Consider the following 23016-nt stretch of genomic DNA (forward strand, 5'->3'; position numbering starts at 1 on the left):
GCTCACTTTTATCTCTTCCATTCTTTCTACTATCACCACCCTTCTCCCTCCCTCTTCCTATTACCTTTTTAAGACTCCTTTCCGTTTGCGCCCCTCTTCCACTGTTATCTGGGTCTTGAGCCGCTTGGCCTTGTCGTCCCACGACCGCCGCAGCAGGAAGAGCCCGGGCTCGGACAGCGCCAGGGTGCGGCGCATCACCGGGTGATCCGGCGCGATCCCGAGCGTCTCGGGCGGCGGCGGGGCGCCGAAGAGCCCGTCGTCCTGCGCCTCGGGCGTTGCCAGCAGGAAGCGCGCGATGCGCCAGGCCAGCGTCGCCTTGCCGAGCCCCTTGGGGCCGGTGATCAGCCAGCCATGGTGCAGCCGGCCCGAGGTGTAGGCGGAGAGGAAGTCCTGCTCGGCCCGGTCCTGCCCGAACAGGCGGACGGTCTCGCGCGGATGCGGCGCGCCCTCGACGCGGTCGGGCTGGGGAATCTCGGTGTCGCTCATGTCCGCGCTTGTAGCGCGGCACGCACGTCGCGCGCCACCGCTTCGGGCGCGCGGTTGCCGTCGATGATGCGGAAGCGGTCGGGGAACTCGGCGGCGAGGGCAAGGAAGCCCGCGCGCATTTTCTCCTGCAGCGGCAGTCCGAAATCCTCGAAGCGCTCCTCGGCGGTGGCGCGCGCCTTGGCCCGGGGCAGCGCCGCGGCGGGGTCCATGTCGATGAGGATGGTGAGGTCGGGCTCGACGCCGATCATGCGCTCGTGCAGGGCGTCGACGGCGGCGCGCAGATCGCCGCGCGACAGGCCCTGGTACATGCGGGTGGAATCGGCGAAGCGGTCGCAGATCACCGTGGCGCCGCGGGCCAGCGCCGGCTGGATGGTGCGTTCCAGATGGTCGCGGCGGGCGGCGGTGAAGAGAAGTAGCTCGGTCTCGGCGGACCAGCGGTCGGGATCGCCCTGCAGCACCAGCGCCCGGATCTCCTCGGCGCCGGGGGAGCCGCCGGGCTCGCGGGTCAGCACCACCTCGTGCCCGTCCCCGCGCAGCTGCTCGGCGAGCAGCCGCGCCTGGGTGGATTTGCCAGAGCCGTCGATGCCTTCGAAGCTGATGAACAGCCCCGTGCCGCCGGTCACATCGCCTCTCCGGCGGCGGGCTGCTGGATACGGTTGAAGAGCGCCTTGCTGACCACCAGCATGCGCTTGGTGAACCCGCCGCCCGCGACCTCGTGCTCGGCGAAGAGCGGCACCCGGTGCTCGGGCAGGCCTTCGGGGCGGATGATCAGCTCGGCCAGCTGCTGGCCCTGCGCGATCGGCGCCTTGAGCGGGCCGGTGTAGACCACCTCGGCCTCGAGCGTGGTGCCCGGGGTCACCGGCACCAGCAGGGTGATGTCGTCCTCGGCCACGAGGCCCACGCTTTCGGCGGAGCCCATCCAGACGTCGGCCTGCGCGACGGCGGTGCCCTTCTTGACCAGCGTGCGCTCGGCGAACTGGCGGAAGGCCCAGTTGACGATGGACTCGCTTTCCTCGGCGCGGGCGCGCTCGCTGTCGAGTCCGGTCATCGCGAAGACCACCCGGCGCTCGCCCTGCTTGGCCGAGCCCACGAGCCCGTAGCCGGCCTCGGCGGTGTGGCCGGTCTTCAGCCCGTCGGCGCCGATGTTGAGGCGCAGAAGCGGGTTGCGGTTGTTGACGTTCGAGGGCGCGCGGCCGTCGAAGGCGAACTGCTTCTCGGCGAAGATCGGGTAGAATTCGGGGAAGTCCTCGATGATCCGGGTCGCCAGCAGGGTGAGGTCGCGCATCGACATGCGGTGGTTGGCCGCCGGCCAGCCGCTGGCGTTGGCGAAGGTCGAGTTGGTCATGCCGAGCTGCTGGGCGCGCCGGGTCATGAGCTCGGCGAAGCCGGGCTCGGTGCCATTGGGCGACAGCGCCTCGGCGATCACCGCGCAGGCGTCGTTGCCCGAGAGCACGATGATGCCGCGCAGCAGGTCCTCGACCCGGACCCGGTCCTGGGTGTTGAGGAACATGGTCGAGCCGCCGTAGGACATGGCGTGTTCCGAGACCGGCAGGCGTTCGTCCAGCGTCAGGCGCCCGTCGTGGATTGCCTCGAAGGCCATGTAGAGCGTCATCAGCTTGGACATCGAGGCCGGTGGCATCGCCTCGTCGGCGTTCTTGGCCATCAGCACCGTGCCGGTGGTGTAATCGAGCACGAAGGCGGCGCGGGCGCTGGTGTCGAAGGCACCGGCCTGTGTTGCGAGCACCGCGAGGGTCGAGGCGGCGGCCAGCAGCCGGCGCAGGGGGCGGGAAGCGATCATCGGGCGGCTCATCGTCCTTCTTGTGCGTCTGTTCGTGCGTCTTGTCATTTCCGGCCGCAGCGGAGGCCGGGACGGGGTCAGTTGGTCACGGCGTAGGCGTCGGTGAAGCCCGATGCCTTGATCTTGCGGTGCAGGTCGGCGCGCTCGGTCTCGTTCTGGGCCGGGCCGACGATGACCCTCCAGAAGGTCTTGCCCGAGCTCGACTGCTCGCGGACCGTGGGCACCATTCCGTTCTGCCGCATGGCGGTGGCGGTGTTCTCGGCGTTCTGCTCGACGCTGAAGATCCCGATCTGGATATAGGGCTTGTCGAGCGAGGAAACAGGTTTCGCGGGCGCGGGTTTCGGCGCCAGGGTGGCGGCCTGCGGGGCAGGGGCGGTCTCGGCGGGGGCCGCGGCCGGCGCGGCGGTGGCTACGCCCGCGACCGGGTCGAGGGAGCTTTCGCTCACGTTCGATGCCCCGGGCAGGGTCGCGGCCTCGGTGGCGGCGGGCACCGGGTCGGGATCGGCGGCCATCTCCTCGCGGCGCAGGGCGATCACGTCGAGGTTGGTGGGCGCGCCCGCCAGCATCTCGAGCGCGGCGGCGGCGTCGGAGGAGACCTGAAGCCGTGGCCCCGGCGTCTCGCGCTCGCGGCGGAAGAGGGCGCCGATGACGAACTGGCCGTTCTGCTGGTTGCGGATGATGACGCGCTCGGGGTCGGTCACGTCGGGGTGGGCGACCCAGACGCCGCCGAGCGAGGGCCGTCCGTCCCAGAGCCCCGCCTCGGTGGCGTGGAAGATCTCGGGCGCCTCGATGTCGCGCTCGACGCTGCGCCCGGCGCGGCTGACGGTCTCGCCGGTCTCGGCGCCCTTGTTCTTGGATTGCAGGAAGCCGGGCATCGCACTCTCGTCACAGCCGACGAGCGCCGTGGCGCCGGCAAGCAGGATCGCTGCCCGCCACGCAGTGCCCGGCCGCTTTGCAAACTCTGTGCCCATGCGTCGTTCCTTGCCTGTGTCAGAGCCCGCGCCCTGTCGTCCGCTCTTGTCCCCGGATCTTTTGCTGCCGGGGTTATTGTTCACCGGGTGCGCCGTCCGGGGGCGGTGCCCGCCGGTGATGCCTGCTCCATTGTGCCTGTGTCCCGCCGGTCCGGCCGGCGTGATGGCGCCGAGAGTAACGGTTCGGCCGGTTCAAGGAAAGCCCGCAGTGTCCGGCTGGCGGTTTTTCCCTCGACATGCGGCTTTCAGAATCGCGTGAGCGAGGCTAGTCGTGTCGGACCGGAGGTTTGGCAGAGTGGTCGAATGCGGCGGTCTTGAAAACCGTTGGGCGTGAGAGCGTCCCCAGGGTTCGAATCCCTGAGCCTCCGCCACAGATATGGATTATGTGCAAGATATTGTTTTTGTTTAACTTCTCAGCCTCCCTCTAGCCGCTCTCCACACACGCTTTCAACACCCCGCTGGATTGGTGCAGGGGGCCTAGAGTGATGGGAGGCTTCAATGGTGCCACGTTCTCCTCAGCGATGCCCACAGGTCCTCTCGCTCAATCCGCTCGCCGCAGCCCTCATCCCTCGCTCCGAAGATCGGGGCACCAAGAAGGTCGCGCGCAAGCGAGGCGTGGGATGCCGCCGTGAGCTGGCGGGAATCCTTGACAACTTGTGCGGGCAAACCGCAGCTTCATCGAAGCTCTCCCGGAGGAGCTTCGCCGCCGTGCGGAGTGTGGAGGGCCAAATTTGGGAGGAAGTCATGAAAACGAAGCAACTCGGTTCGAGTTTACTATTGTCTACCGTCCTGGTGACGCCTGCGCTGGCGCAGGACAACATGGACAAGCTGTCCAACATGCAGCGGACCGACGCCACCTTCACCTTCATCGACCAGGAAGGCGAGCGGGCCGATGCGCTCAAGGGCATCCTGCCGCATATCAACGTGCCCGACGGCTTCGAGGTCAGCCTCTACGCGGTGGTGCCGGATGCGCGCTCGATGGCGGTCGCGCCGCAGGGCACCGTGGTCTTCGCCGGCACCCGCAAGGACAAGGTCTGGTCGATCGTCGACCGCGACCGCAACCGCGTGGCGGACGAGGTGAAGGACTTCGCGCCTTCGATCACCTTCGACGTGCCCAACGGGCCGTGCTTCTCGCCCGACGGATTTCTCTACATCGCCGAGCGCAACCGGGTGCTCGTCTTCCCCGCGGCGGAGTTCTTCTTCGAGGGGCCCGATCCCGCCGTGGGCGAGGTGATCGCCAAGGGCGAGCTGATCCCCGCCGAGGAGGAGAGCTTCAACCACACCGCGCGGGTCTGCCGCGTCGGGCCCGATGGCAAGCTCTACGTCTCGCTGGGCCAGCCGCACAACATCCAGCCCAAGGACAAGCTCGAGATGTACGACAAGCTCGGCATCGGCGGCATCATCCGCGTCAATACCGACGGGTCCGGGCGCGAGGTCTACACCCGCGGCATCCGCAACTCGGTCGGGCATGACTTCAACCCCGCCGACGGCTCGCTCTGGTTCACCGACAACCAGGTCGACGGCATGGGCGACGACATCCCGCCAGGCGAGCTGAACCGCCAGACCGAGGCCGGGCAGCACTTCGGCTTCCCCTGGACCAACGGCGGCACCGAGATCCCCGACTACAAGGACGTCGAGCGCCCCGAGGGCGTGACCTTCGTCGAGCCGCAGGTCAACATGCAGGCGCATGCGGCGGATCTGGGGATGAGCTTCTACAGCGGCAGCTCCTTCCCCGAGAAGTACCAGGGCGGGATCTTCTCGGCGCAGCATGGCTCGTGGAACCGTGTCACCCCGGTCGGCGCGCGGGTGATGTTCACCGCGCTCGACGAAGAGGGCAACGCCGCCTCGACCGAGGTCTTCGCCGACGGCTGGCTCGACGAGGAGACCGGCGAGTATCGCGGCCGCCCGATGGACATCGCCTTCCTGCGCGACGGCTCGATGCTGGTGTCGGACGATTTCGCCGGGGCCATCTGGCGCATCGCCTACGCGCCCAAGGCATCCGAATGAGGGCTGCGGCCCTGATCATCCTCGGCGGGCTCATGCTCGCCGGGGGGACCCCGCTCTCCGCCGGCGATCCGGCGGAGGGGCGCAAGGTCGCCAACATGTGCCGCACCTGCCACGGCATCGACGGGTTGGCGCAGATCCCCATCGCGCCCAACATCGGCGGCGAGCCCGAGGCCTACCTCGAGAGCCAGCTCATGGCCTTCAAGACCGGCGCGCGCGAGCACGAGATGATGTCGGTCGTGGCGGCGGGTCTCTCGGCGCAGCAGATCTCGGACGTCGCCGCCTGGTATGGCGCGCATGTCGCCAGCGCCCGCCTGCCGGACGGGGTGAGCGAGGCCGATGCGCCCGACGCCTGCGTGTCCTGCCACGGCGCCGACGGCATCGCGCTTTTGCCGGAGGCGCCGAACCTCGCAGGCGAGGTCAACATCTACATCGACACCCAGCTCAAGGCGTTCCGCACCGGAAAGCGCAGGCACGACATCATGTCCTCCATCGCCGCCGAGATGACCGACGAGGAGATCCGTGCCGTGGCAGACTGGTACGCGGCGGTCCAGCTGGAGATCACTGGCCCGGAGTGAGCTCCGGGACGGCGCTGAGCGGCAGGGCTCGGCCCGGCGTCGCGGGCCGGTGCGGGGCGCATTCGGTCAGGTCAAGGGCAGGCTGTGCATCTGCGTTCAGCTCGGATCTCTCGTGGCGCGCAGCTTCGAAATGGCGGGGGCCTCATCTGCGCGGCCTCTGGAAAGGGCCCCAGCGCCCCCCCCCTCCCGCGGGGCGGATAGCTGCTTGTAATCACGTGCGACCCGATGCCGGGGCGCAGCTGGGCGACGACGTACTCAAGCGCTGTTGCGAAGCGAGCTCGATACGCGCGCGGCGACAGGTAGAAACGGCGGCGCAAGACCTTGCGCATCTCCTCGTCCGTCCCTCGCGACGGGTCCAGACCGCTCGCGACGGCGGGAGGCAAAAGGCCCTTCACAGTCGCCCGTTCTGAAGATTTTTAGGAGATAGGACGCGGGCCATGCGTCTTCGTGGATCACGCTGTCGAGCTCCAGCCGCGCGCGCCAGCCGCGGGCCTCGAGTTCGGGTTTGGGGTAAAGCTCGTCGACGTGGCCCGCGCAGAGATAGGCTACGATCTCCACGTGGTCCGGGATGCCGAGCAACTCGCGCAGGTCGTTCGGGCGGAAGATCGAGACCCAGCCGATGCCCACGCCTTCGGCCCGGGCGGCCAGCCAGAGGTTCTGCACGGCGCAGACCGTCGAGTAGAGATCCATGTCGCGGTTGTGGGTCCGCCCCAGCACGACCTCTCCGCCTCGGGTGCGGTCGCAGGTCACGCAGATGTTCAGCGGAGCGGTCAGGATGCCTTCGAGCTTCAGCGACCGGTAGAGGGCCCTGCGGTCTTCGCCGAACATCTGCTCGGCCTCGGCATTGGCGCGGAGGAAGGCCGCATGGATTGCGGCACGCCGGTCGGGATCGCGGATCAGGAGGAAATCCCACGGCTGCATGAACCCGACGGAGGGCGCGGCATGGGCGGCCGCGAGAATGCGCCGGAGGGTGGCAGGATCGACCGGATCGGGCAGGAACTCGTTCCGTACGTCGCGCCGGGCGTCGATGATGTCGTAGAGCGCCTGGCGTTCGAACTCGTCAAACCGGCGGGCGGGTTGCGGGAGAACGGTCTGGACGGTGGTATCGTGGGGCATCACGGGCCTCGCATTGTTCACGGCGCCGCGGGCGCCACCCCGAAGCGCGATGATGCCAGGCCGGTCTTCTGGCTCCGGATCCTCTCGTCCCGGCGCCTTCCCGGGGATAGCCCCAGTGGCCTCTGCCGAACGATCCCCGATACAGCGGCGGGCCCGCGCCGGACTTTCACCGGCTTCCCGATTCTCCCCGCAAGGGGCACCTGACGACGCCCTTATCTCCTGATGCGGGGCGGCAGGCAAACGGACATTCCGATCCGAAAGCCGACCCGAAAGCACGGGGTCCAGCTGGGGCGGGGACCGTGTTCGACCTCGTCCCGAGGGCGGCCCCTTCCTTCCGGTCCGGGCTCGTCGGCGCGGCGCATCGTGCCGGGGACGGGCCGGATCCGGCGTTCAGGAGACAACATGGCAGCGGAAGACTCGTCTCAGGAACCGGCCACGCACTATGCCCCGCCGCCTCGTCGTGCGCGCCAGCCGGTCGCATCGGAGCGATGCCAGGCTGCGCGTCTCCGCCGGCCAGGCGCAACGGCACTCAGGCCCAACGGCACTCAGGCGCAAACGGCCTCTCGCCTTGCGACCCCCCGCGCGATGGCCTAGGGGGCCACAACCCCAGAGATCAGGACGACCGAGATGACCATCAGCACCCTTGTTACCCATTCCGGCGGCTTCCATGCGGACGAAGTGCTGTCCACCGTCATCCTCTCCCGCCTCTATCCCGAAGCGGAGGTCGTGCGCAGCCGATCCTCCGCGTGGATCACGCCGGCGGATGGCCGCCTGATCTACGACGTCGGCGGCGCCTATGATCCCGAGGCCGGGATCTTCGATCACCACCAGCGCGAGAGCCCGCTGCGCGAGGACGAGACGCCCTACAGCTCGTTCGGGCTGGTCTGGAAGCACTTCGGCATGGCGTTCCTGCGCAGCTTCGACATCCCCGAAACCGAGCTCGAGACGATCCACGCCTCGTTCGACCGCAGCTTCGTACTGCCCGTCGACCAGGTCGACAACGGCACCGTGAGCGTCTCCGAGGCCGGGCCGCTGTCGTCGATGACGTTGCCCGGGCTGATCGAGACGCTGAAACCTGTCTTCGACGACACCGACCCCGAGAGCGAGACCCGGGCGTTCCATGCGGCGGTCGGCATCGCGCGGCAGTTTGTCGAGGCCCGCGTCAACCGCAGCGCCGCCAAGCGGCGCGCCGAGGTTCTGGCGGCGGAGGCCGTCCGTGCCGCCGGAGAGAGCCCGATCCTCGAGCTGCCCATGGGTATGCCGTTCCGGCCCGCCGTCATCGAGGCGGGCGCCGATCACCTGCTCTTCGTGGTGACACCGCGCGGGGATGGCGAGTGGACGCTGGGCGGCATCCGCAAGCACGAGCAGGGCTTCGAACAACGCGCCGACCTGCCGGCGGCCTGGGCCGGTCTGTCGGGCTCGGAGCTGGAGCAGGTCTCGGGCGTGACCGGCGCGAAGTTCTGCCACAAGGCACGCTTCATCGCCGCGGCCTCGAACCGGGATGCCATCCTGAAGATGGCGGAACTGGCCGTGCAGGAGGTCCGCCGCCTCGATGCCGGGGGCGAGAGCGGAGAGGTGCAGGCCGCCGCGACCTGAATCGGTCAGACCGCCTGTGCGGTGACAACGTGCCCGATGCGTGTCGGGCAGGTGTCCTGTCGTCGCGTGAGGCGGTGACGGTGGAGCGGCGCCTTGTGCTTCTGACGACGCCTAAAGCCCCTTTCGCCGGGATGGCTAATCTCTGCGTCCGGGCGGGCATGGCAGCGCTTCCCGATGAGGCGACGTGGCGGGCACACTCCTCCTTGCGGCAACCGATTCCCATGGGGCTGGCCGCGACGATTGTCCCTCATGGATCTGGCCCATCGGAGCCGATTGCCGCCAATGACAGCGCGGCCGAGGTGCCGGCGGCGTTGGCTCAGTCGCCGGGATCCAGCCACTTCGACGGCAGGCGCGCGCCTGGAACGGATCCCCAAGGTGGGGCCGTCGGAACTGCCGGCGAAAGCCCCGGCGTTTTTGCCTCCCGGGCCGGGAACCCCGGGTCTTCAGACCCCTCCGACCGTTGAATATCCACGAAATTCGGAACATCGCGACGGGTTCACGGTTGGGTGACAACGCTCACGCAAGGGGGACCTGTCTATTGGAACAACTAGCGCGCCGTCTCGGGCTCCGCACGGATCCGACAATCTTCTTCATTTCTGCGGGGTTCATGATCGTTTTCGTGATCGCCCTCGTGCTGTTTCCCGACGCCATCGGTGACGCCTTCGCTGCCGGGCGCTCGTGGATCGTGACCAAGCTCGGCTGGTTCTTCATCCTCGGCGTGAACGTCTGGCTGGGCTTCCTCGTGTGGGCGGCGCTGTCGCGGCACGGGCACATCCGTCTCGGGCCAAAGGGCTCGCGCCCCGAGTACACCAACCTGTCGTGGTTCACGATGCTCTTCGCCGGCGGGATCGGCACGGTGCTCATGTTCTGGGGCGTGGCCGAGCCGATCAGCCATTTTTCGACGCCGCCGTTTCCGGGGGTCGAGCCCTTCACCGAGGAGGCGGCAAGGGACGCCATCTCGATCTCGATCTACCACCTCGGCCTGCACACCTGGGCGATCTTCACGCTGCCGGGGCTGGCATTCGCCTATTTCATCAACCGCTACGACCTGCCGGTGCGGGTGAGTTCGGTCTTCTACCCGCTGCTTCGCGAGGGCATCCACGGCCCCGTCGGCAAGGCCATCGACATCGCCTCCATCCTCGGCACGCTCTTCGGCGTCGCGGTCTCGCTCGGGCTCGGCTCCAGCCAGATCGCGGCGGGGCTCGACGCGCTCTTCGGGACCGGCGACGGCACCGTCGTGCAGGTCTGCATCCTCAGCGTGCTGACGGTGGTGGCGATCGGGTCGATCGTCGCGGGGCTCGACAAGGGGGTCAAGCTGCTGTCGAACCTCAACATCGGCATGGCGGTGGCGCTTCTGGTCTTTGTGGTGGTCACGGGCTCCACGCTCTTCCTGCTGCGCGGCGTGGTCGAGACCTTCGGGCTCTACTTCGAGAACCTCCCGCGGCTCGCGTTCTGGAACGACATGCTGGCCGACGAGAACCCGAGCAACGACGACTGGGGCTGGCAGGGCAGCTGGACGGTCTTCTACTGGGCGTGGACGGTGACGTGGTCGCCCTTCATCGGGCTCTTCGTGGCGCGGATCTCGCGCGGGCGCACCATCCGCGAGTTCGTCTTCGGCGTGCTCGGCGCCCCGTCGCTCTTCACCCTGATCTGGTTCTCCATCTTCGGCTGGCAGGCGATGGAATTCGACGGGCTCGGGCTCGCCGCGCGCGAGGCGATGGGCGATACCGCCGGCCAGATCAGCGCCGCCGTGTCCGAGAGCGTGCCGCTGGCGATGTTCGCCTTCTTCGAGCACTTCCCCTTCACCGCCTTCATCCAGGGCTTTGCGGTGGTGATCGTGGCGATCTTCTTCGCCACCTCGTCGGACTCGGCCTCGCTTGTGGTCGACATGCTCTGCACCGGCACGCCCACGCCCGGCCCGACGCACCAGCGCGTGTTCTGGGGCGCAGCCGAAGGCGTGGTCGCCGCCATGCTGATCGTGCTGGCAGGGGAGGCGGGCCTCACCGCGCTGCAACAGGTGATCACGGTGGTGGGTCTGCCGATCTTCCTCCTGTGCAGCATGATGATCCCCTCGCTGATCCGGGGCTTCGCGCAGGAAGATATCGACCACGTGAGCGTCGGCAAGCGGCCGGAGCTCGACAGTTTCTGACGCCACAGAGACCATGAGTTATAGGGGCCGTCCGGCAGACGTCGGGCGGTCCCGGCAGGAGAGGGGGGCGCTGCGCCCGGCAAGGCTGTGCCTTCGCGAGCTCGCGGCGCTCGGACATCGGCGCTCCGGGCCGCTTGCGTCCTCATGCAGAGGGCGCCCGCCCGACCATCCTCGGGACCTCGGATCCCTCCGCCATTGCCTCCAGTCGCGCGCCGGGTAACGCGACCACGCAGGGCACCGCGACCAAGCGACGAAGACACCGCAATCCGGAACGAAAAACGCGGCCGGCATGGCCGACCGCGTCCTGTCATTCCTTGAGGAAAGCGCTCAGGCGTTCCAGGGGCGGTCGCCCATGTCGTCCTTGATACGCGTGGGCAGGCCGATCCGGTCGAGGATCGTGAAGAAGGGCTTCGGATCGAGCTCCTCGACGTTCTTCATGGTGCCCGCGTCCCACTCGCCGCCGGCGATCAGCATGGCGGCTGCCACGGGCGGCACGCCCGCGGTGTAGGAGATGCCCTGCGAGCCCACTTCCTCGTAGGCGTCCTTGTGGTCGGCGACGTTGTAGACGAAGATCTCGGTCTCCTTGCCGTCCTTGATGCCCTTCACGAGATCGCCGATGCAGGTCTTGCCGGTGTAGTCCGGCGCCAGCGAGGCGGGGTCGGGCAGGACCGCTTTCACCACCTTGAGCGGCACGACTTCCTGCCCCTCGGCGGTGGTCACTGGCTGCTCGGAGAGCAGGCCCAGCGACTGCAGCACGGTGAAGACGTTGATGTAGTGCTCGCCGAAGCCCATCCAGAAGCGCACGTCCGCCTGCGGGTAGTTGGTCGCCAGCGAGTGCACCTCGTCATGGCCCGACTGGTAGGCGCGCTGGGTGCCCACCACCGGAAGATCCCAGTCGCGGCCCGAGGCGAACATGCTGGTTTCCTTCCACTGCTGGTCTTCCCAGTAGTAGACGGTGCCGGTGAATTCGCGGAAGTTGATCTCGGGGTCGAAGTTGGTGGCGAAATACTTGCCATGCGACCCGGCGTTGATGTCCACGATGTCGATGGATTTCACTTCGTCCAGACGGTCGATGGCGAACCGCGCGAATGCGTTGACCACGCCCGGATCGAAGCCCGCGCCGAGGATCGCGGTGACGCCCTTCTCGGCGCAGAGATCGCGCTTCTTCCACTCGTAGTTGCCGTACCACGGCGGGGTTTCGCAGATCTTCGCCGGATCCTCGTGGATCGCGGTGTCGATGTAGGCGGCGCCGGTCTCGATGCAGGCGTCGAGCACGGTCATGTTCACGAAGGCCGAGCCCACGTTGATCACGATCTGCGCGCCGGTCTCCCGGATCAGGGCGGCCACCGCCGCGCTGTCCATCGCGTCGACCTGGTGCGCCGCGAGAACGCCCTCGACCTTCATCGCGTCTTTCTCGCGGACCGTCTCAAGGATCGCTTCGCATTTGGAAAGCGTCCGGCTGGCGATATGGATCGCGCCAAGCACATCGTTGTTCTGAGCGCATTTGTGCGCCACGACCTGAGCGACGCCGCCAGCGCCGATGATGAGAACGTCTCGTTTCAACTCAAGGGACCTCCGTTATGTCCTTGGGTGGGGGTTGGGTGCTCCGTCACGGAGCAGGGTGATCGGCGGTCAGGAAAGCGCCGCCGCGAAATCCTCGTAGGTGAAATCGCGCACGAGGCGCTCGGTCCCGTCCAGCTCGCGGATCGCGATGGAGGGCATTTTCACCCCGTTGAACCAGTTTTTCTTGACCATTGTGTAACCGGCCGCGTCCTGGATGCTGATCCGGTCGCCGGCCTTGAGCGGGGTGGGGAAGCGGAACTCGCCGAAAATGTCCCCGGCGAGGCAGGACTTGCCGCAGACCATCCACTCCTGATCGCCCGACTGCTCCATGCGCGCGGATTCGCGGTAGATCAGCAGGTCCAGCATGTGGGCCTCGATCGAGCTGTCCACGATGGCGAGGTTCTTGCCGTTGAAGAGCGTGTCGAGCACCGTGACCTCGAGCGTGGTCGATTTGGTGATCGCCGCCTCGCCGGGCTCGAGGTAGACCTGCACCTCGTTCTCGCCGGCAAAGCGCCTGAGCCGCTCCGCGAGGCGCTCGAGCGGGTAGCCCTCACCGGTGAAATGGATGCCGCCGCCGAGAGAGATCCATTTCATCTCGCGGATCAGGTGGCCGAAGCGCTGCTCGATGGCGCCGAGCATGGCGTCGAAACGCTCGAAATCGGCGTTCTCGCAGTTGTTGTGGAACATGAAACCGCTGATCTGGTCGAGCACCGGCGCGATCACCTCGGGGTCATGCTCGCCCAGCCGCGAGAAGGGGCGGGCGGGGTCGGCCAGATCGAAGCTCGAGGTCGAGACGCCGGGGTTCACCCGCAGCCCGCGGGTGTGGCCGCGGCTGACCTCCTCGAAGCGCGAGAGCTGGCCCACGGTGTTGAAGATGATCTTGTCCGAGCTCGCCAGCACCTCGTCGATCTCGTCGTCGGCCCATGCCACCGAATAGGCGTGGGTCTCGCCTGGGAACTTCTCGCGCCCGAGCTTCACCTCGAAGAGCGACGACGAGGTGGTGCCGTCCATGTACTCGCTCATCAGGTCGAAGACCGACCACGTGGCGAAACACTTCAGCGCCAGCAGGGCCTTGGCCCCCGAAAGCTCACGCAGGCGGGCGACCTTTTCCATGTTGGCAAGAAGGCGGGACTTGTCGATCAGGTAATAGGGGGTCTGCATGGGCTGTCTGCTCCCAAGGGATTGGTCACATGAAGTCCGTCCCCATATAGGCCTGATCGGTGCGATACAACGCCTGATGGGACTTTTGTCTGAACCTCTGCGCCCGCTTTTCGCAGGTGGTGACGTGTTTTGCGCGGGGTCCGGCGACTTGGCGTGGGCGCGCGCGCAGCCCCGTCGACAGGGACGCGCTTCCGCAAGGGCACCCCGGGCGCCGAGCCAGCGGTCTATTGCGCAGGCACCGGCCCCCGGCCACCCGCGACGAGGCGAGCGGCCGGGTATTGTCGCGACGCCGGTCCCTTACGGCCAGACCGGCGCGCCCTCGAGCCCCGCGGTCTCGGGCAGGCCTGAGATCAGGTTGGCGTTCTGAACCGCGTGCCCGGCGGCGCCCTTGCCGAGGTTGTCCACCACCCCCATCGCGATCACGAGGTTGCGGTCCGGATCGGCGGCATAGCTCATGAACGAGAGGTTCGACCCGCTCGAACACTTGGTCTGCGGCGGCCGGTCGGTCACCCGGACGAACGGGCGCTCGGCGTAGAACTCGCGCGCCGCGTCGAGGCATTGCGCGGTGGAGGCGCTGCCACGGCAGTAGATGGTGACGAGCAGGCCGCGGGTCATCGGAACGAGATGCGGCGTGAACACCAGCCCCGCGGCGCTGCCGCCGCCCAGCTGCTCGATGGTGGTCTCCATCTCGGGCATGTGGACGTGCTGCAGAAGGCCATAGGGCTGCAGGTTCTCGTTGGTCTCGGCATAGCCGAAGCGGCTGTCGCCCCCGCCGCGCCCGGCGCCCGAGATCCCGGTCTTGGCGTCGATCACGATGTTGCCGGGCTCGATCAGCCCCGCCGCGAGCAGCGGCGCCGGCGTGTTGAGCGTGGCCACCGGGAAGCAGCCGGGGTTGGCGACGCGACGGCTGCCCCGGATCCGGTCCGGCCAGACGTCGGCAAGCCCGTAGGCCCAGCCTTCGACGTGGCGATGGTCGCCGCCGATGTCGACGATCTTCACCGTCTCGGGGACCCGCGCCAGCGCCTCGGCAGAGGTGCCGGTGGGCAGCGAGGCGAACAGCAGGTCGAGATCGGGCAGGGCGGCCGGATCCCATTTCTCGATCACCAGCCCGGCAAGCCTGTGCGGCACGCCGGGGAAGCGGTCGGCCAGCCGGCTGCCCGCGCTGCCCTCTCCGGCGGCGTAGACGAGTTCGAAGGCGGGGTGGGCCGCGATCAGGCGCAGCGCTTCGCCGCCGCCGAAACCGCTGATGCCGACAATGCCGACGCGAATGCTCATGAGGATGTCCTTCCTTGGTTCGGGAAAAAGAAAGCCCCCGGAGCCGGGGGCTGCGGGGGGTCAGGGACGCGGATCGGAGGGGCTCCGTCGGTGGTATCTACGAAAGGCCGGATACCGTGCCGGAGGCCAGTGATCGCCGCGCAGCCCGAAGCGCCGCCGCAGGGCTGCGGCGTCGGCGTTGATCGGCAAGGGTCCGGGTCTTGAACATGGTGCAGGAGATGTCGGCAACGGTGCCGTCCGTCAAGCGCAATGTCACTTGGGAGCACCGGGTCGGCGTCGGTCTTCCGCAACGCGCTGCCATCGGTCGTCCACGTCTCGCGACCTGATCCCGCCCGCGCGCTTGCTGCCAAAACACTTGCCCGGCAGGCGCTTGCCGTGCCTACTCGGCCCGTTCCAGAACCGGAGAGGGGCCGCTTTGACGTTTATGATCGAGAACCCGTGGCGCGGAAAGGGGCTCGACCCCGAGGGGCTGATGCCGGTCGCCGAGGCCACCGACGTGGCGGCGCTGCTCGGCCTGTGCCCCGCCCACAGGGAGACCCCGCTCCGCGACGCGCCCGGGCTGGCGCGGCTGGCGGGGGTGGCGGAGCTCCGCATCAAGGACGAGCGCGGGCGCATGGGGCTCGGCAGCTTCAAGGCGCTCGGCGCGGCCCATGCCATCGCGCGCGAGGCGGTGGCGCAGGCGGGCCGCGATCCCGAGGCGCTGCGGCAGGCGCTGGCCGGGCGGACCTACGTGGCCGCAAGCGCCGGGAACCACGGGCTCTCGGTGGCGGCGGGGGCACGGATCTTCGGCGCGCGGGCGGTGATCTTCCTGTCCCAGACTGTGCCCGAGCCCTTCGCGCAACGGCTCGCGGCCCATGGCGCCGAGGTCGTCCGGGCGGGGGCGGATTACGAGGCGAGCATGACCGCCGCCACCGAGGCCGCCGGGGAACAGGGCTGGACGCTGCTGTCCGACAGCTCGTGGCCCGGCTACACCGAGCTGCCGCTGCGGGTGATCGAGGGTTACACGCAGCTCGCCGCCGAGGCGGTCGCGCAGATGGACGCGCCCCCGACCCATGTGCTGTTGCAGGCCGGGGTCGGCGGGCTTGCCGCCGCGGTGGCCGCACATCTCCGCCTTGCCTGGGGCGACGGCCCCCGCATCATCGTCGTCGAACCCGATGCCGCGCCCGCCCTGATCGACAGCATCCGCGCGGGCAGGCTCGTCACCTCCGAGGGGCCGGTCTCCTGCATGGGGCGGCTCGACTGCAAGACGCCGTCGATGATCGCGCTGGCCGGACTGTCGCGCGACGCCGACGGCTTTGCCACCCTCACCGAGGACGAGGTCCGCGCCGGCGTCGCGATCCTTGCCGGGCACGGTTTTGACACCACACCCTCGGGCGGGGCCGGGCTGGCGGCGCTGCTGGCGGGGCTCGAGCCTGGCGCCGATTCCCGGGTTCTCGCTATCCTCAGCGAGGGCCCCGAGGATGGCTGACCGTTCGCTCGTCTTCCCCGCCGACGAGTTCCGCCACCGCGTCGCGCGGCTGCAGGAGGAGATGGCGGGTCAGGGGCTCGACGCGCTTTTGCTGACGGCGGCGGCGGACATCTTCTACGTTACCGGGTTCCTGACGCGCTTCTGGGAAAGCCCGGCGCGGCCGTGGTTCCTGATCGTGCCGTCGACCGGCGGTCCGGTCGCGGTGATCCCCTCGATCGGGGCCGCGCTGATGGCGCGCACGTGGATCGCGAGCGTCCGCACGTGGGACGCGCCTCATCCCGGCGACGACGGGGTGAGCCTGCTGATCGACACGCTCTGCAGCCTGCTGCCCGAACAGGCGCGCATCGGGGTGCCCATGGGGCTCGAGACCCAGCTGCGGATGCCGCTCGCGGATTACGACCGCGTCGCGGCGGGCATCGCTCCGCGGCGCTTCGTGGATGGCACCGGCGCCGTGCAGCGCGTGCGCGAGGTGAAAAGCGCGGCCGAGGTCGAGGCGATCCGCGCGAGCTGCGCCATCGCCGGGCGGGCCTTCGCGCGGGTGCAAGAGATCGCAGCACCCGGGCGCCCGCTCGAGACCGTGTTTCGCGACTTCCAGGCGATGCTGCTGCAGGAAGGCGCCGACTGGGTGAGCTACCTTGCCGGCGGGGCGGGGCCCGACGGTTATGCCGACGTGATCTCGCCCGCGTCCTCCGACCCGCTGCAGGACGGGGACGTGCTGATGCTCGACACCGGCGCCGTCCGCAACGGCTATTTCTGCGACTTTGACCGGAACTACGCGGTCGGCCCCGCGTCGGAGGCGGTGCGAAGGACCCATGCCGCACTGTGGGAGGCGACCGAGGACGCGCTGGCTTCACTGCGACCGGGGATGCTGGCGCGCGACGCGCACCGCCTGCTGTCCGAGGCGCTGGTCCGGCGCGGCGCAGAGCCCGGTGGCGGGCGGCTGGGGCACGGGCTCGGGATCACCCTGACCGAATGGCCGTCGTTCACGCCGCTGGACGACACGCCCCTGCGCGAGGGCATGGTGCTGACGCTGGAGCCGGGGGCGCTGGTCGCGCCCGGGCGCATGCTGGTCCACGAGGAGAACATCGTCCTGCGCGCCCACGGCCCGGAGCTGCTGTCGCCGCGCGCGCCCCTCGAGATGCCGGAGCTGTAATGATGTCCGATGTCGCCTACCGGTTGCTCGACCCCACGCGCCCCGCGATGGGGCTGATCGTCCTGCGGGTCGACGAGACCATCGAGCAGGACTTCCGCCGCTACATCCCGCCCGAGGCCGCGCGGCTGCATGTCACCCGTGTTCAGTCCGGCGACAACCTGACCCCCGACACCATCGCCGGGATGGAGGCGGACCTCGGTGCCGCCGCCGGGCTGCTGCCGCCCTCGGCGGGGTTCGACGTGGTGGGCTATGCCTGCACCTCCGGCACCGCGCAGATCGGGCCGGACCGGGTGCGGGCGCTGGTCGCGGCGGGAACGCCCACGCGGCACGTGACCAACCCGCTCTCGGCCGCGCTTGCCGCCTTCGCGGATCGGGGGTTGGGGCGCGTCGGCATCGTGTCACCCTACGTGGCCTCGGTCGCCGCCTCGCTGCGCCGCGCCTTCGTGGCAGAGGGGGTCGCGGTGCCCGAGATGCTGTCCTTCGGCGAGGAGGTCGAGGCCCGCGTCGCCCGGATCGACCCGCGCTCCATCGCCGGGGCGGCCCGCGCCCTCGCCGCGCGCGGCGGCATGGACGCGGTGTTCCTGTCCTGCACCAACCTGCAGACCTACGACATCCTGCCCGAGCTGGAGGCGGAGCTCGGTCTGCCGGTGCTCAGCTCGAACCGGGTGCTGGCCTGGCACATGTGCCGGCTTGCAGGGATCGCCGCGGTTGCCGACCCCTCACGCTGACGGACGCAGCAGTGGGCCCCGGCCGGAACCCCGGTCAGGCGCTCTCCTTCTCGCGTGACAGGAACACCAGCGCCGCGACCGACATGACGAGGAACACCACCGCCAGCGGAGAGCACGGCGTCGGCCTCGACAAGCGCTCGTTCATGGGGGCCGAACACGGCGCCGCCGACGCCCTGATGCGCCGGCTCAAGACCGCCGTCGATCCGGACGACATCATGAACCCGGGCAAGCTGGTCTGAGTGCCGGTCGCCCGAGGCGAGCCTGGTGACGGTGCTGGTCAAGACTGCTACGCCGGGCGTCCGCCCCGGCCGGCGCGGCAATTGGTGGCGGAAAGCGAAAGGGGCCGCCTGTGTTCTCGACGACGCCAAGCTTGCTCGGCCCCGGAGCAGGCGCCCTATGCACACAAATGCATGGCCTCATGGCAGTTTCCGCCGCTACACTCCCGATCACCATCCCTCTCTATCCCCAAAACCGGGACGACCGATGATCTGGATCCTCCTTCACTACCTCATCGTGGCAGCCTGCGTCGTGCGCATCGTCCTTCGGCCGCACCGGGACCCCGCGGCGCGGGCGGCGTGGGTGCTGACCACGCTCGCCGTGCCCCTGGTGGGGGTTCTCGCCTACCTGCTCCTCGGGGAGACCTGCATCGGCCGCAGGCGCCTCGCACGGCTCGGGCGGATCGAGAAGCTGCTCCCGGACGCCGCGCATTTCCCGGCAGACGCGATTGCGGCCTGCGCCTCTCCGAGGGTCGATGCGCTCTTCCGGGTCGGAGCCTCGATCAGCGGCTTCGCGCCTTGTCCGGGCAACGTCGCCGAGCTCATGGCGGACAGCGATGCGACCATCGACGCCATCGTCGCCGACATCGATGCGGCGGCGGATCACGTCCACCTGATCTTCTACATCTGGGTCGCGGACGGCAACGGGCGCAAGGTGGCCGAGGCGCTCATGCGGGCGGCGCGGCGCGGGGTCACGTGCCGGGCGATGGCGGATGATATCGGGTCGCGCCGCCTGATCCGCTCGCCGCTCTGGCACGAGATGCAGGAGGCCGGGGTCAGGCTGGCCTCGGCCTACAAGGTCGGCAACCCGCTGCTGCGGATCTTCAACGGCCGCATCGACCTCCGGAACCACCGCAAGATCGTCGTCGTCGATGGCCGCACGACCTACTGCGGCAGCCAGAACTGCGCCGATCCGGCCTTCGTGCAGAAGGCGAAATACGCCCCCTGGGTCGACATCATGCTGCGCATCGAGGGGCCCGTCGTGCAGCAGGCGCAGCGGGTCTTCGCGGCCGACTGGATGGAAGCCGTCGACGAGGACATGTCCGCCTTCGTCGGCACCGAAATTGCGCCGATCCCCGGCGGCTGGCCGGCTCAGGTCGTGGCGACGGGGCCCAGCGTGCGGACCTCGGCCATGCCCGAGATGTTCACCAGCCTGATCTACGCCGCACGGCACGAGCTGGTGGTGACGACGCCCTACTACGTGCCGACCGAGGCGATCCAGTCGGCGATCTGCGCCGCCGCGAACCGGGGCGTGAGGGTGACCCTCGTGCTGCCCGCCCGCAACGACTCGGTCTTCGTCGGCGCGACCGCCCGCAGCTACTATGCGGGCCTGCTCGCCTCCGGGGTCGAGATCCGCGAGTATCTTCCCGGCCTCCTGCACAGCAAGACGCTGGTGGTGGACGGCAGGATCGCCCTGATCGGGTCGGCGAACTTCGACCGGCGGAGCTTCGATCTGAACTACGAGAACAACATCCTGCTGGTGGACGAGGCGACCTGTGCCGCGATCCGGCAGCGACAGGACAGCTACGTGAGCGATGCGCGCGAGGTGACGTCCGAGGAGGTCGCCTCGTGGTCGCTCATACGCCGGCTGGGCCACAACGCGGCGGCGATGATCGGACCGATCCTCTGAGGCTTGTCTATGCCGGCGCGGGTGATCGCCGCGACGATGTCCGCGGTCGCGGCGCTGGTTGTGCGCGGCCCCCGGGGCCGATCCCGGTAGGGCGGGTCTCACGGGAAGCCGTCTCCGGCGACCGGCATCGTGGCGGTGGCGATCGCCCCCACGGGATCGTCAGCCAGCCGCCGACGCCATCTTGCAGACCTGCACAAGCCGCGCCGGGTTCTTCCGGATCATCTCGGCGCGGTCCCGGTTCGAGATTGTGCGGACCTGCACCGCGTTCGACAGGCGCTCGGTGGCGCCCTCGATGTCGACGTCGATCCCGACCGTCTCGACATCGGTCGTCCGGAGCGACGGGAACGCCGCCTGTTGCGCGCCCGCGGTCGCGGCAGGGGCCGCGAACGCGAGGACCTAGATGCCAGGCGCGCCACACCGGTTCCGATTTCAGGGCGAGGGGCCTCTTCCGCGCGCGCAGATAGCCTCCGAAGCATGAGCCTTGGCGATCTCGCAAGACGCCGAGCCAGGCAGCGCCTGCGCCTCTTTTCCATTTATAGTTGTGCGACTCGGGCCGCATGCGTATCTTTGCAAGCAATTGAAAACCCGGTCGGAGGCCTTCTCGGGCGTGCTTTCCGGTGATTTTGCCGGCATGAGTTTTCAGGTTTCCGGCCCGTCGGCATTGTCCTTGAATTTATTCCATTGGGGAGACACGCCATGCCCGTGAACCCGACTTATCCCGGCGTCTACATCGAGGAGATCCCCTCCGGCGTGCGCAGCATCCGCGGGGTCGCGACCTCTGTCGCGACGTTCATCGGCACCTTCGACCGGGGGCCCGAGAACGAGGCGGTGCGGGTGCTGAGCCTCTCGGATTTCGAGCGCGAATACGGCGGTTTGACCCGGGACAGCGAGGCCTCCTACGCGGTGCAGCAGTTCTTCCTGAATGGCGGGTCCGAGGCCTGGATCATCCGGGTCGGGCATCCGGGCGAGGAGGATGCCATCCCCGCGCTCACGGCGGCGACGGCGGCGATTGCCGATCTCGCGGGCGGCACCGACCTGCTCGACGTGGTCGCCGGGCGCCAGATCCGTGGCGAACCCGCCCGCAATCCCGGCGACTGGGGCAATTTCCTGCGGCTCGAGATCAGCCACAATTCCAATGCCGCCGATGCCACCTTCAACCTCGGGATCAAGGAGGTGCGCGTCGACGGCGACCGCACCAGCGTGGTGCGGCAGGAGGTCTTCCGCAACCTGACGATGGCGCCCAACACAGCGAACAACGCGGTCGAGGTGGTGAACGCGGGGTCGCTTCTGGTCCAGCTCGCGGTCGACGATGCGTTCGGGACCGTGGACGAGGAGGACCTTCCCGAGGTCACCGGCACGCTCGGCGGCGATCTCGCCGCGGCACTTCCTGCGCTCTCGGCGGCTACCGCCCTGACCATCGGGGTGAATTTCGGCGGCGCGATCCCGAATATCGCGCCGGTCGCGGTGGATTTCGACGGTGCCGGGACGCCGGCGAGCCATGCGGCCTTCGCAGCGATCCTGCAAGAGCGGCTGCGGGCCACGGCCACCGATGCCTCGGTGCCGGTGGCGCTCAGGCCCTACCTGTCGGGCATCGTGGTGACGCTGACCGGGGAGGGCACGACCGCGGATCCGCGCCGGTTCCACATCCAGCTGGGGCAGGGCGGACGGCCCCTCGTGCCCGCGGCGGTCTTGGTCTTTGCCGGGGGCGATGCCGGCGCCTTCGGGCTCGACACGCCAACGTTCGAAGGGCCACTGCAGGTCGAGATGGGCGGCGGCGACAATGGCGGCGTCGTGGATGCGGACGGGGTCTACCTGATCCCGGTGGCGTCGTTCACCGGCAATGCCGGGGCCCGCACCGGGCTTTATGCGCTCGAGGACGTGGACCTCTTCAACATCCTCTGCATTCCCGATGCGCCGCGGATCGACACGGCGAACAACGGCGCGCTGGCGGTCTACAGCGAAGCGCTGGCCTACGTGACCGACCGCCGGGCGATGATGATCGTCGACATCCCCGAGACCGTGACGCGGATCGGGCAGATGGAGACCTGGCTCGGGGAAAACGCCAACCTGCGCTCGCCCAACACCGCCGTCTACTTCCCGCGGACCTTCAACCTCGACGCGCTGAACCAGAACCGGCCACGCTCCTTCGCGTCGTCGGGCACCATCGCCGGGCTCTGGGCGCGCACGGACGCCTCGCGCGGCGTCTGGAAGGCTCCCGCCGGCACCGACGCGCGGCTCAGGGCGGTGCGCGACGTGGTCTACGCGATGACCGATTCCGAGAACGGCGTGCTGAACCCGCTGGGCTGCAACTGCCTGCGCCAGTTCCCGATCTACGGCAGCGTCTGCTGGGGCGCGCGCACCCTCGACGGGGCCGACCAGATCGCCTCGGACTGGAAATACGTGCCGGTGCGCCGGACCACGCTCTTCATCGAGGAAAGTCTCTATCGCGGCACGCAATGGGTGGTGTTCGAGCCCAACGACGAGCCGCTCTGGGCGCAGATCCGGCTCAACGTCGGGGCCTTCATGCACGACCTGTTCCGGCAGGGCGCGTTCCAGGGCACCATGCCGCAGGACGCCTACCGGGTGAAATGCGACGCCGAGACCACCACGCAAAGCGACATCGACAACGGCATCGTCAACATCGAGGTCGCCTTTGCGCCGCTGAAACCGGCGGAATTCGTCATCCTGAAAATCCAACAGATCGCGCGGCGCGCGGATAGCTGAGGGAGGGAACCCACATGGCCCAGTTCACCGTCAACCCGCGCCGTTTCGATCCCTACAAGGATTTTCGCTTCCGCGTGAAGTGGGACGGCCGCTACGTCGCCGGGATCTCCAAGGTCTCGGCACTGAAACGCACCACCGAGGTGGTCGAGCACCGCGAGGGCGGCGATCCCACGATCAGCCGCAAGTCGCCCGGCCGGTCGAGCTACGAGGCGGTGACGCTGGAGCGCGGCGTGACCCACGACATCGAGTTCGAGCGCTGGGCCAACAAGGTCTGGAACCTCGAGGCGGCGGCGGGCGGGCAGGTGTCGCTGGCCGATTTCCGCAAGGAGGTGATCCTCGAC

The 23016-nt window shown here is 68.7% G+C and carries 17 protein-coding genes, 1 tRNA gene, 2 pseudogenes and 1 riboswitch; of the genes and pseudogenes, 12 read left to right on the forward strand and 8 right to left on the reverse strand.

All coding sequences use genetic code 11. From position 1 onward, the window contains the following. Positions 1-60 precede the first annotated feature (60 nt). From HC022_RS05510 to HC022_RS05525, 4 genes and pseudogenes are all read right to left on the reverse strand, one after another. A pseudogene (locus tag HC022_RS05510) lies at positions 61-486 on the reverse strand (DNA polymerase III subunit delta'); the annotation flags it as partial. Continuing rightward, positions 483-1109, reverse strand: coding sequence for a dTMP kinase (tmk, locus tag HC022_RS05515; protein WP_008884062.1), 627 nt, complete (start codon positions 1107-1109; stop codon positions 483-485). The pseudogene HC022_RS05510 and the gene tmk, both read right to left, overlap by 4 nt. After that, the gene (locus HC022_RS05520; RefSeq protein WP_008886283.1) at positions 1106-2284 is read right to left on the reverse strand and encodes a D-alanyl-D-alanine carboxypeptidase family protein; all 1179 of its coding nucleotides are present in this window, start codon (positions 2282-2284) and stop codon (positions 1106-1108) included. Before HC022_RS05520 ends, tmk begins: the two co-directional genes overlap by 4 nt. 77 nt (positions 2285-2361) lie before the next feature. Next, complete coding sequence (locus HC022_RS05525; RefSeq protein WP_167451720.1) at positions 2362-3255, reverse strand: SPOR domain-containing protein; 894 nt, start codon at positions 3253-3255, stop codon at positions 2362-2364. Positions 3256-3536: 281 nt separating this feature from the next. On the opposite strand from HC022_RS05525, the gene HC022_RS05530 reads away from it, so the two are divergent. The 3 genes from HC022_RS05530 (at position 3537) to HC022_RS05540 (ending at position 5837) form a co-directional block, all read left to right on the forward strand. Next, positions 3537-3626: transfer RNA gene (locus HC022_RS05530), tRNA-Ser, on the forward strand. Positions 3627-3999: 373 nt separating this feature from the next. Beyond that, positions 4000-5262 (forward strand): sorbosone dehydrogenase family protein, encoded by a 1263-nt coding sequence (locus HC022_RS05535; protein ID WP_167451721.1) that lies wholly within the window; start codon positions 4000-4002, stop codon positions 5260-5262. Next, positions 5259-5837, forward strand: coding sequence for a cytochrome c (locus HC022_RS05540; RefSeq protein ID WP_167451723.1), 579 nt, complete (start codon positions 5259-5261; stop codon positions 5835-5837). The genes HC022_RS05535 and HC022_RS05540 overlap by 4 nt, the downstream gene beginning before the upstream one ends. Before the next feature lie 417 nt (positions 5838-6254). On the opposite strand, the pseudogene bluB reads toward HC022_RS05540, so the two are convergent. Then, positions 6255-6953 (reverse strand): annotated as a pseudogene (gene bluB, locus HC022_RS05545) (5,6-dimethylbenzimidazole synthase); the annotation flags it as partial. A 40-nt stretch (positions 6954-6993) separates the two neighbouring features. Next, a riboswitch (cobalamin riboswitch) is annotated at positions 6994-7172 on the reverse strand. 408 nt (positions 7173-7580) lie between these two features. Between bluB and HC022_RS05550 the strand changes: the two are divergent. Both HC022_RS05550 and HC022_RS05555 read left to right on the forward strand, forming a co-directional pair. After that, entirely contained in the window at positions 7581-8549 is a 969-nt protein-coding gene (locus HC022_RS05550; RefSeq protein WP_167451725.1) for an MYG1 family protein, read from the forward strand. A 538-nt stretch (positions 8550-9087) separates the two neighbouring features. Next, positions 9088-10698: a BCCT family transporter gene (locus tag HC022_RS05555; protein WP_089963396.1), complete on the forward strand. Its 1611-nt coding sequence runs from the start codon at positions 9088-9090 to the stop codon at positions 10696-10698. A 327-nt stretch (positions 10699-11025) separates the two neighbouring features. Here HC022_RS05555 and HC022_RS05560 read toward each other — a convergent pair whose 3' ends face one another. The 3 genes from HC022_RS05560 to argC form a co-directional block, all read right to left on the reverse strand. After that, positions 11026-12261, reverse strand: coding sequence for a saccharopine dehydrogenase family protein (locus HC022_RS05560; protein ID WP_167451726.1), 1236 nt, complete (start codon positions 12259-12261; stop codon positions 11026-11028). Positions 12262-12330: 69 nt separating this feature from the next. Then, positions 12331-13422, reverse strand: a complete 1092-nt coding sequence (locus tag HC022_RS05565; RefSeq protein WP_167451728.1) for a carboxynorspermidine decarboxylase — start codon at positions 13420-13422, stop codon at positions 12331-12333. Between the two features lie 297 nt (positions 13423-13719). After that, positions 13720-14697: an N-acetyl-gamma-glutamyl-phosphate reductase gene (argC, locus tag HC022_RS05570; protein ID WP_167451730.1), complete on the reverse strand. Its 978-nt coding sequence runs from the start codon at positions 14695-14697 to the stop codon at positions 13720-13722. 424 nt (positions 14698-15121) lie between these two features. Here argC and HC022_RS05575 point away from each other — a divergent pair, with 424 nt between their 5' ends. From HC022_RS05575 to HC022_RS05605, 7 genes are all read left to right on the forward strand, one after another. Further along, on the forward strand, positions 15122-16165 hold the full coding sequence (locus HC022_RS05575; protein WP_167451737.1) for a pyridoxal-phosphate dependent enzyme: 1044 nt from the start codon (positions 15122-15124) through the stop codon (positions 16163-16165). Continuing rightward, the gene (locus HC022_RS05580; RefSeq protein WP_167451732.1) at positions 16158-17318 is read left to right on the forward strand and encodes a Xaa-Pro peptidase family protein; all 1161 of its coding nucleotides are present in this window, start codon (positions 16158-16160) and stop codon (positions 17316-17318) included. The genes HC022_RS05575 and HC022_RS05580 overlap by 8 nt, the downstream gene beginning before the upstream one ends. Continuing rightward, the gene (locus HC022_RS05585) at positions 17318-18046 is read left to right on the forward strand and encodes an aspartate/glutamate racemase family protein (protein WP_167451733.1); all 729 of its coding nucleotides are present in this window, start codon (positions 17318-17320) and stop codon (positions 18044-18046) included. Before HC022_RS05580 ends, HC022_RS05585 begins: the two co-directional genes overlap by 1 nt. An 11-nt stretch (positions 18047-18057) precedes the next feature. Further along, positions 18058-18285 (forward strand): FAD-binding oxidoreductase, encoded by a 228-nt coding sequence (locus HC022_RS29615; protein ID WP_368484616.1) that lies wholly within the window; start codon positions 18058-18060, stop codon positions 18283-18285. Positions 18286-18529: 244 nt separating this feature from the next. Further along, positions 18530-19951, forward strand: coding sequence for a cardiolipin synthase (gene cls / locus HC022_RS05595; RefSeq protein WP_167451734.1), 1422 nt, complete (start codon positions 18530-18532; stop codon positions 19949-19951). Positions 19952-20647: 696 nt separating this feature from the next. Continuing rightward, the gene (locus HC022_RS05600; RefSeq protein ID WP_167451735.1) at positions 20648-22675 is read left to right on the forward strand and encodes a phage tail sheath C-terminal domain-containing protein; all 2028 of its coding nucleotides are present in this window, start codon (positions 20648-20650) and stop codon (positions 22673-22675) included. 14 nt (positions 22676-22689) lie between these two features. After that, positions 22690-23016: phage tail protein (locus tag HC022_RS05605; RefSeq protein WP_167451736.1), on the forward strand; the 327-nt coding region annotated here is incomplete at its 3' end.

Origin of the sequence: Salipiger sp. HF18, assembly GCF_011806505.1 — a bacterium.
GTDB classification, from domain to species: domain Bacteria; phylum Pseudomonadota; class Alphaproteobacteria; order Rhodobacterales; family Rhodobacteraceae; genus Salipiger; species Salipiger thiooxidans.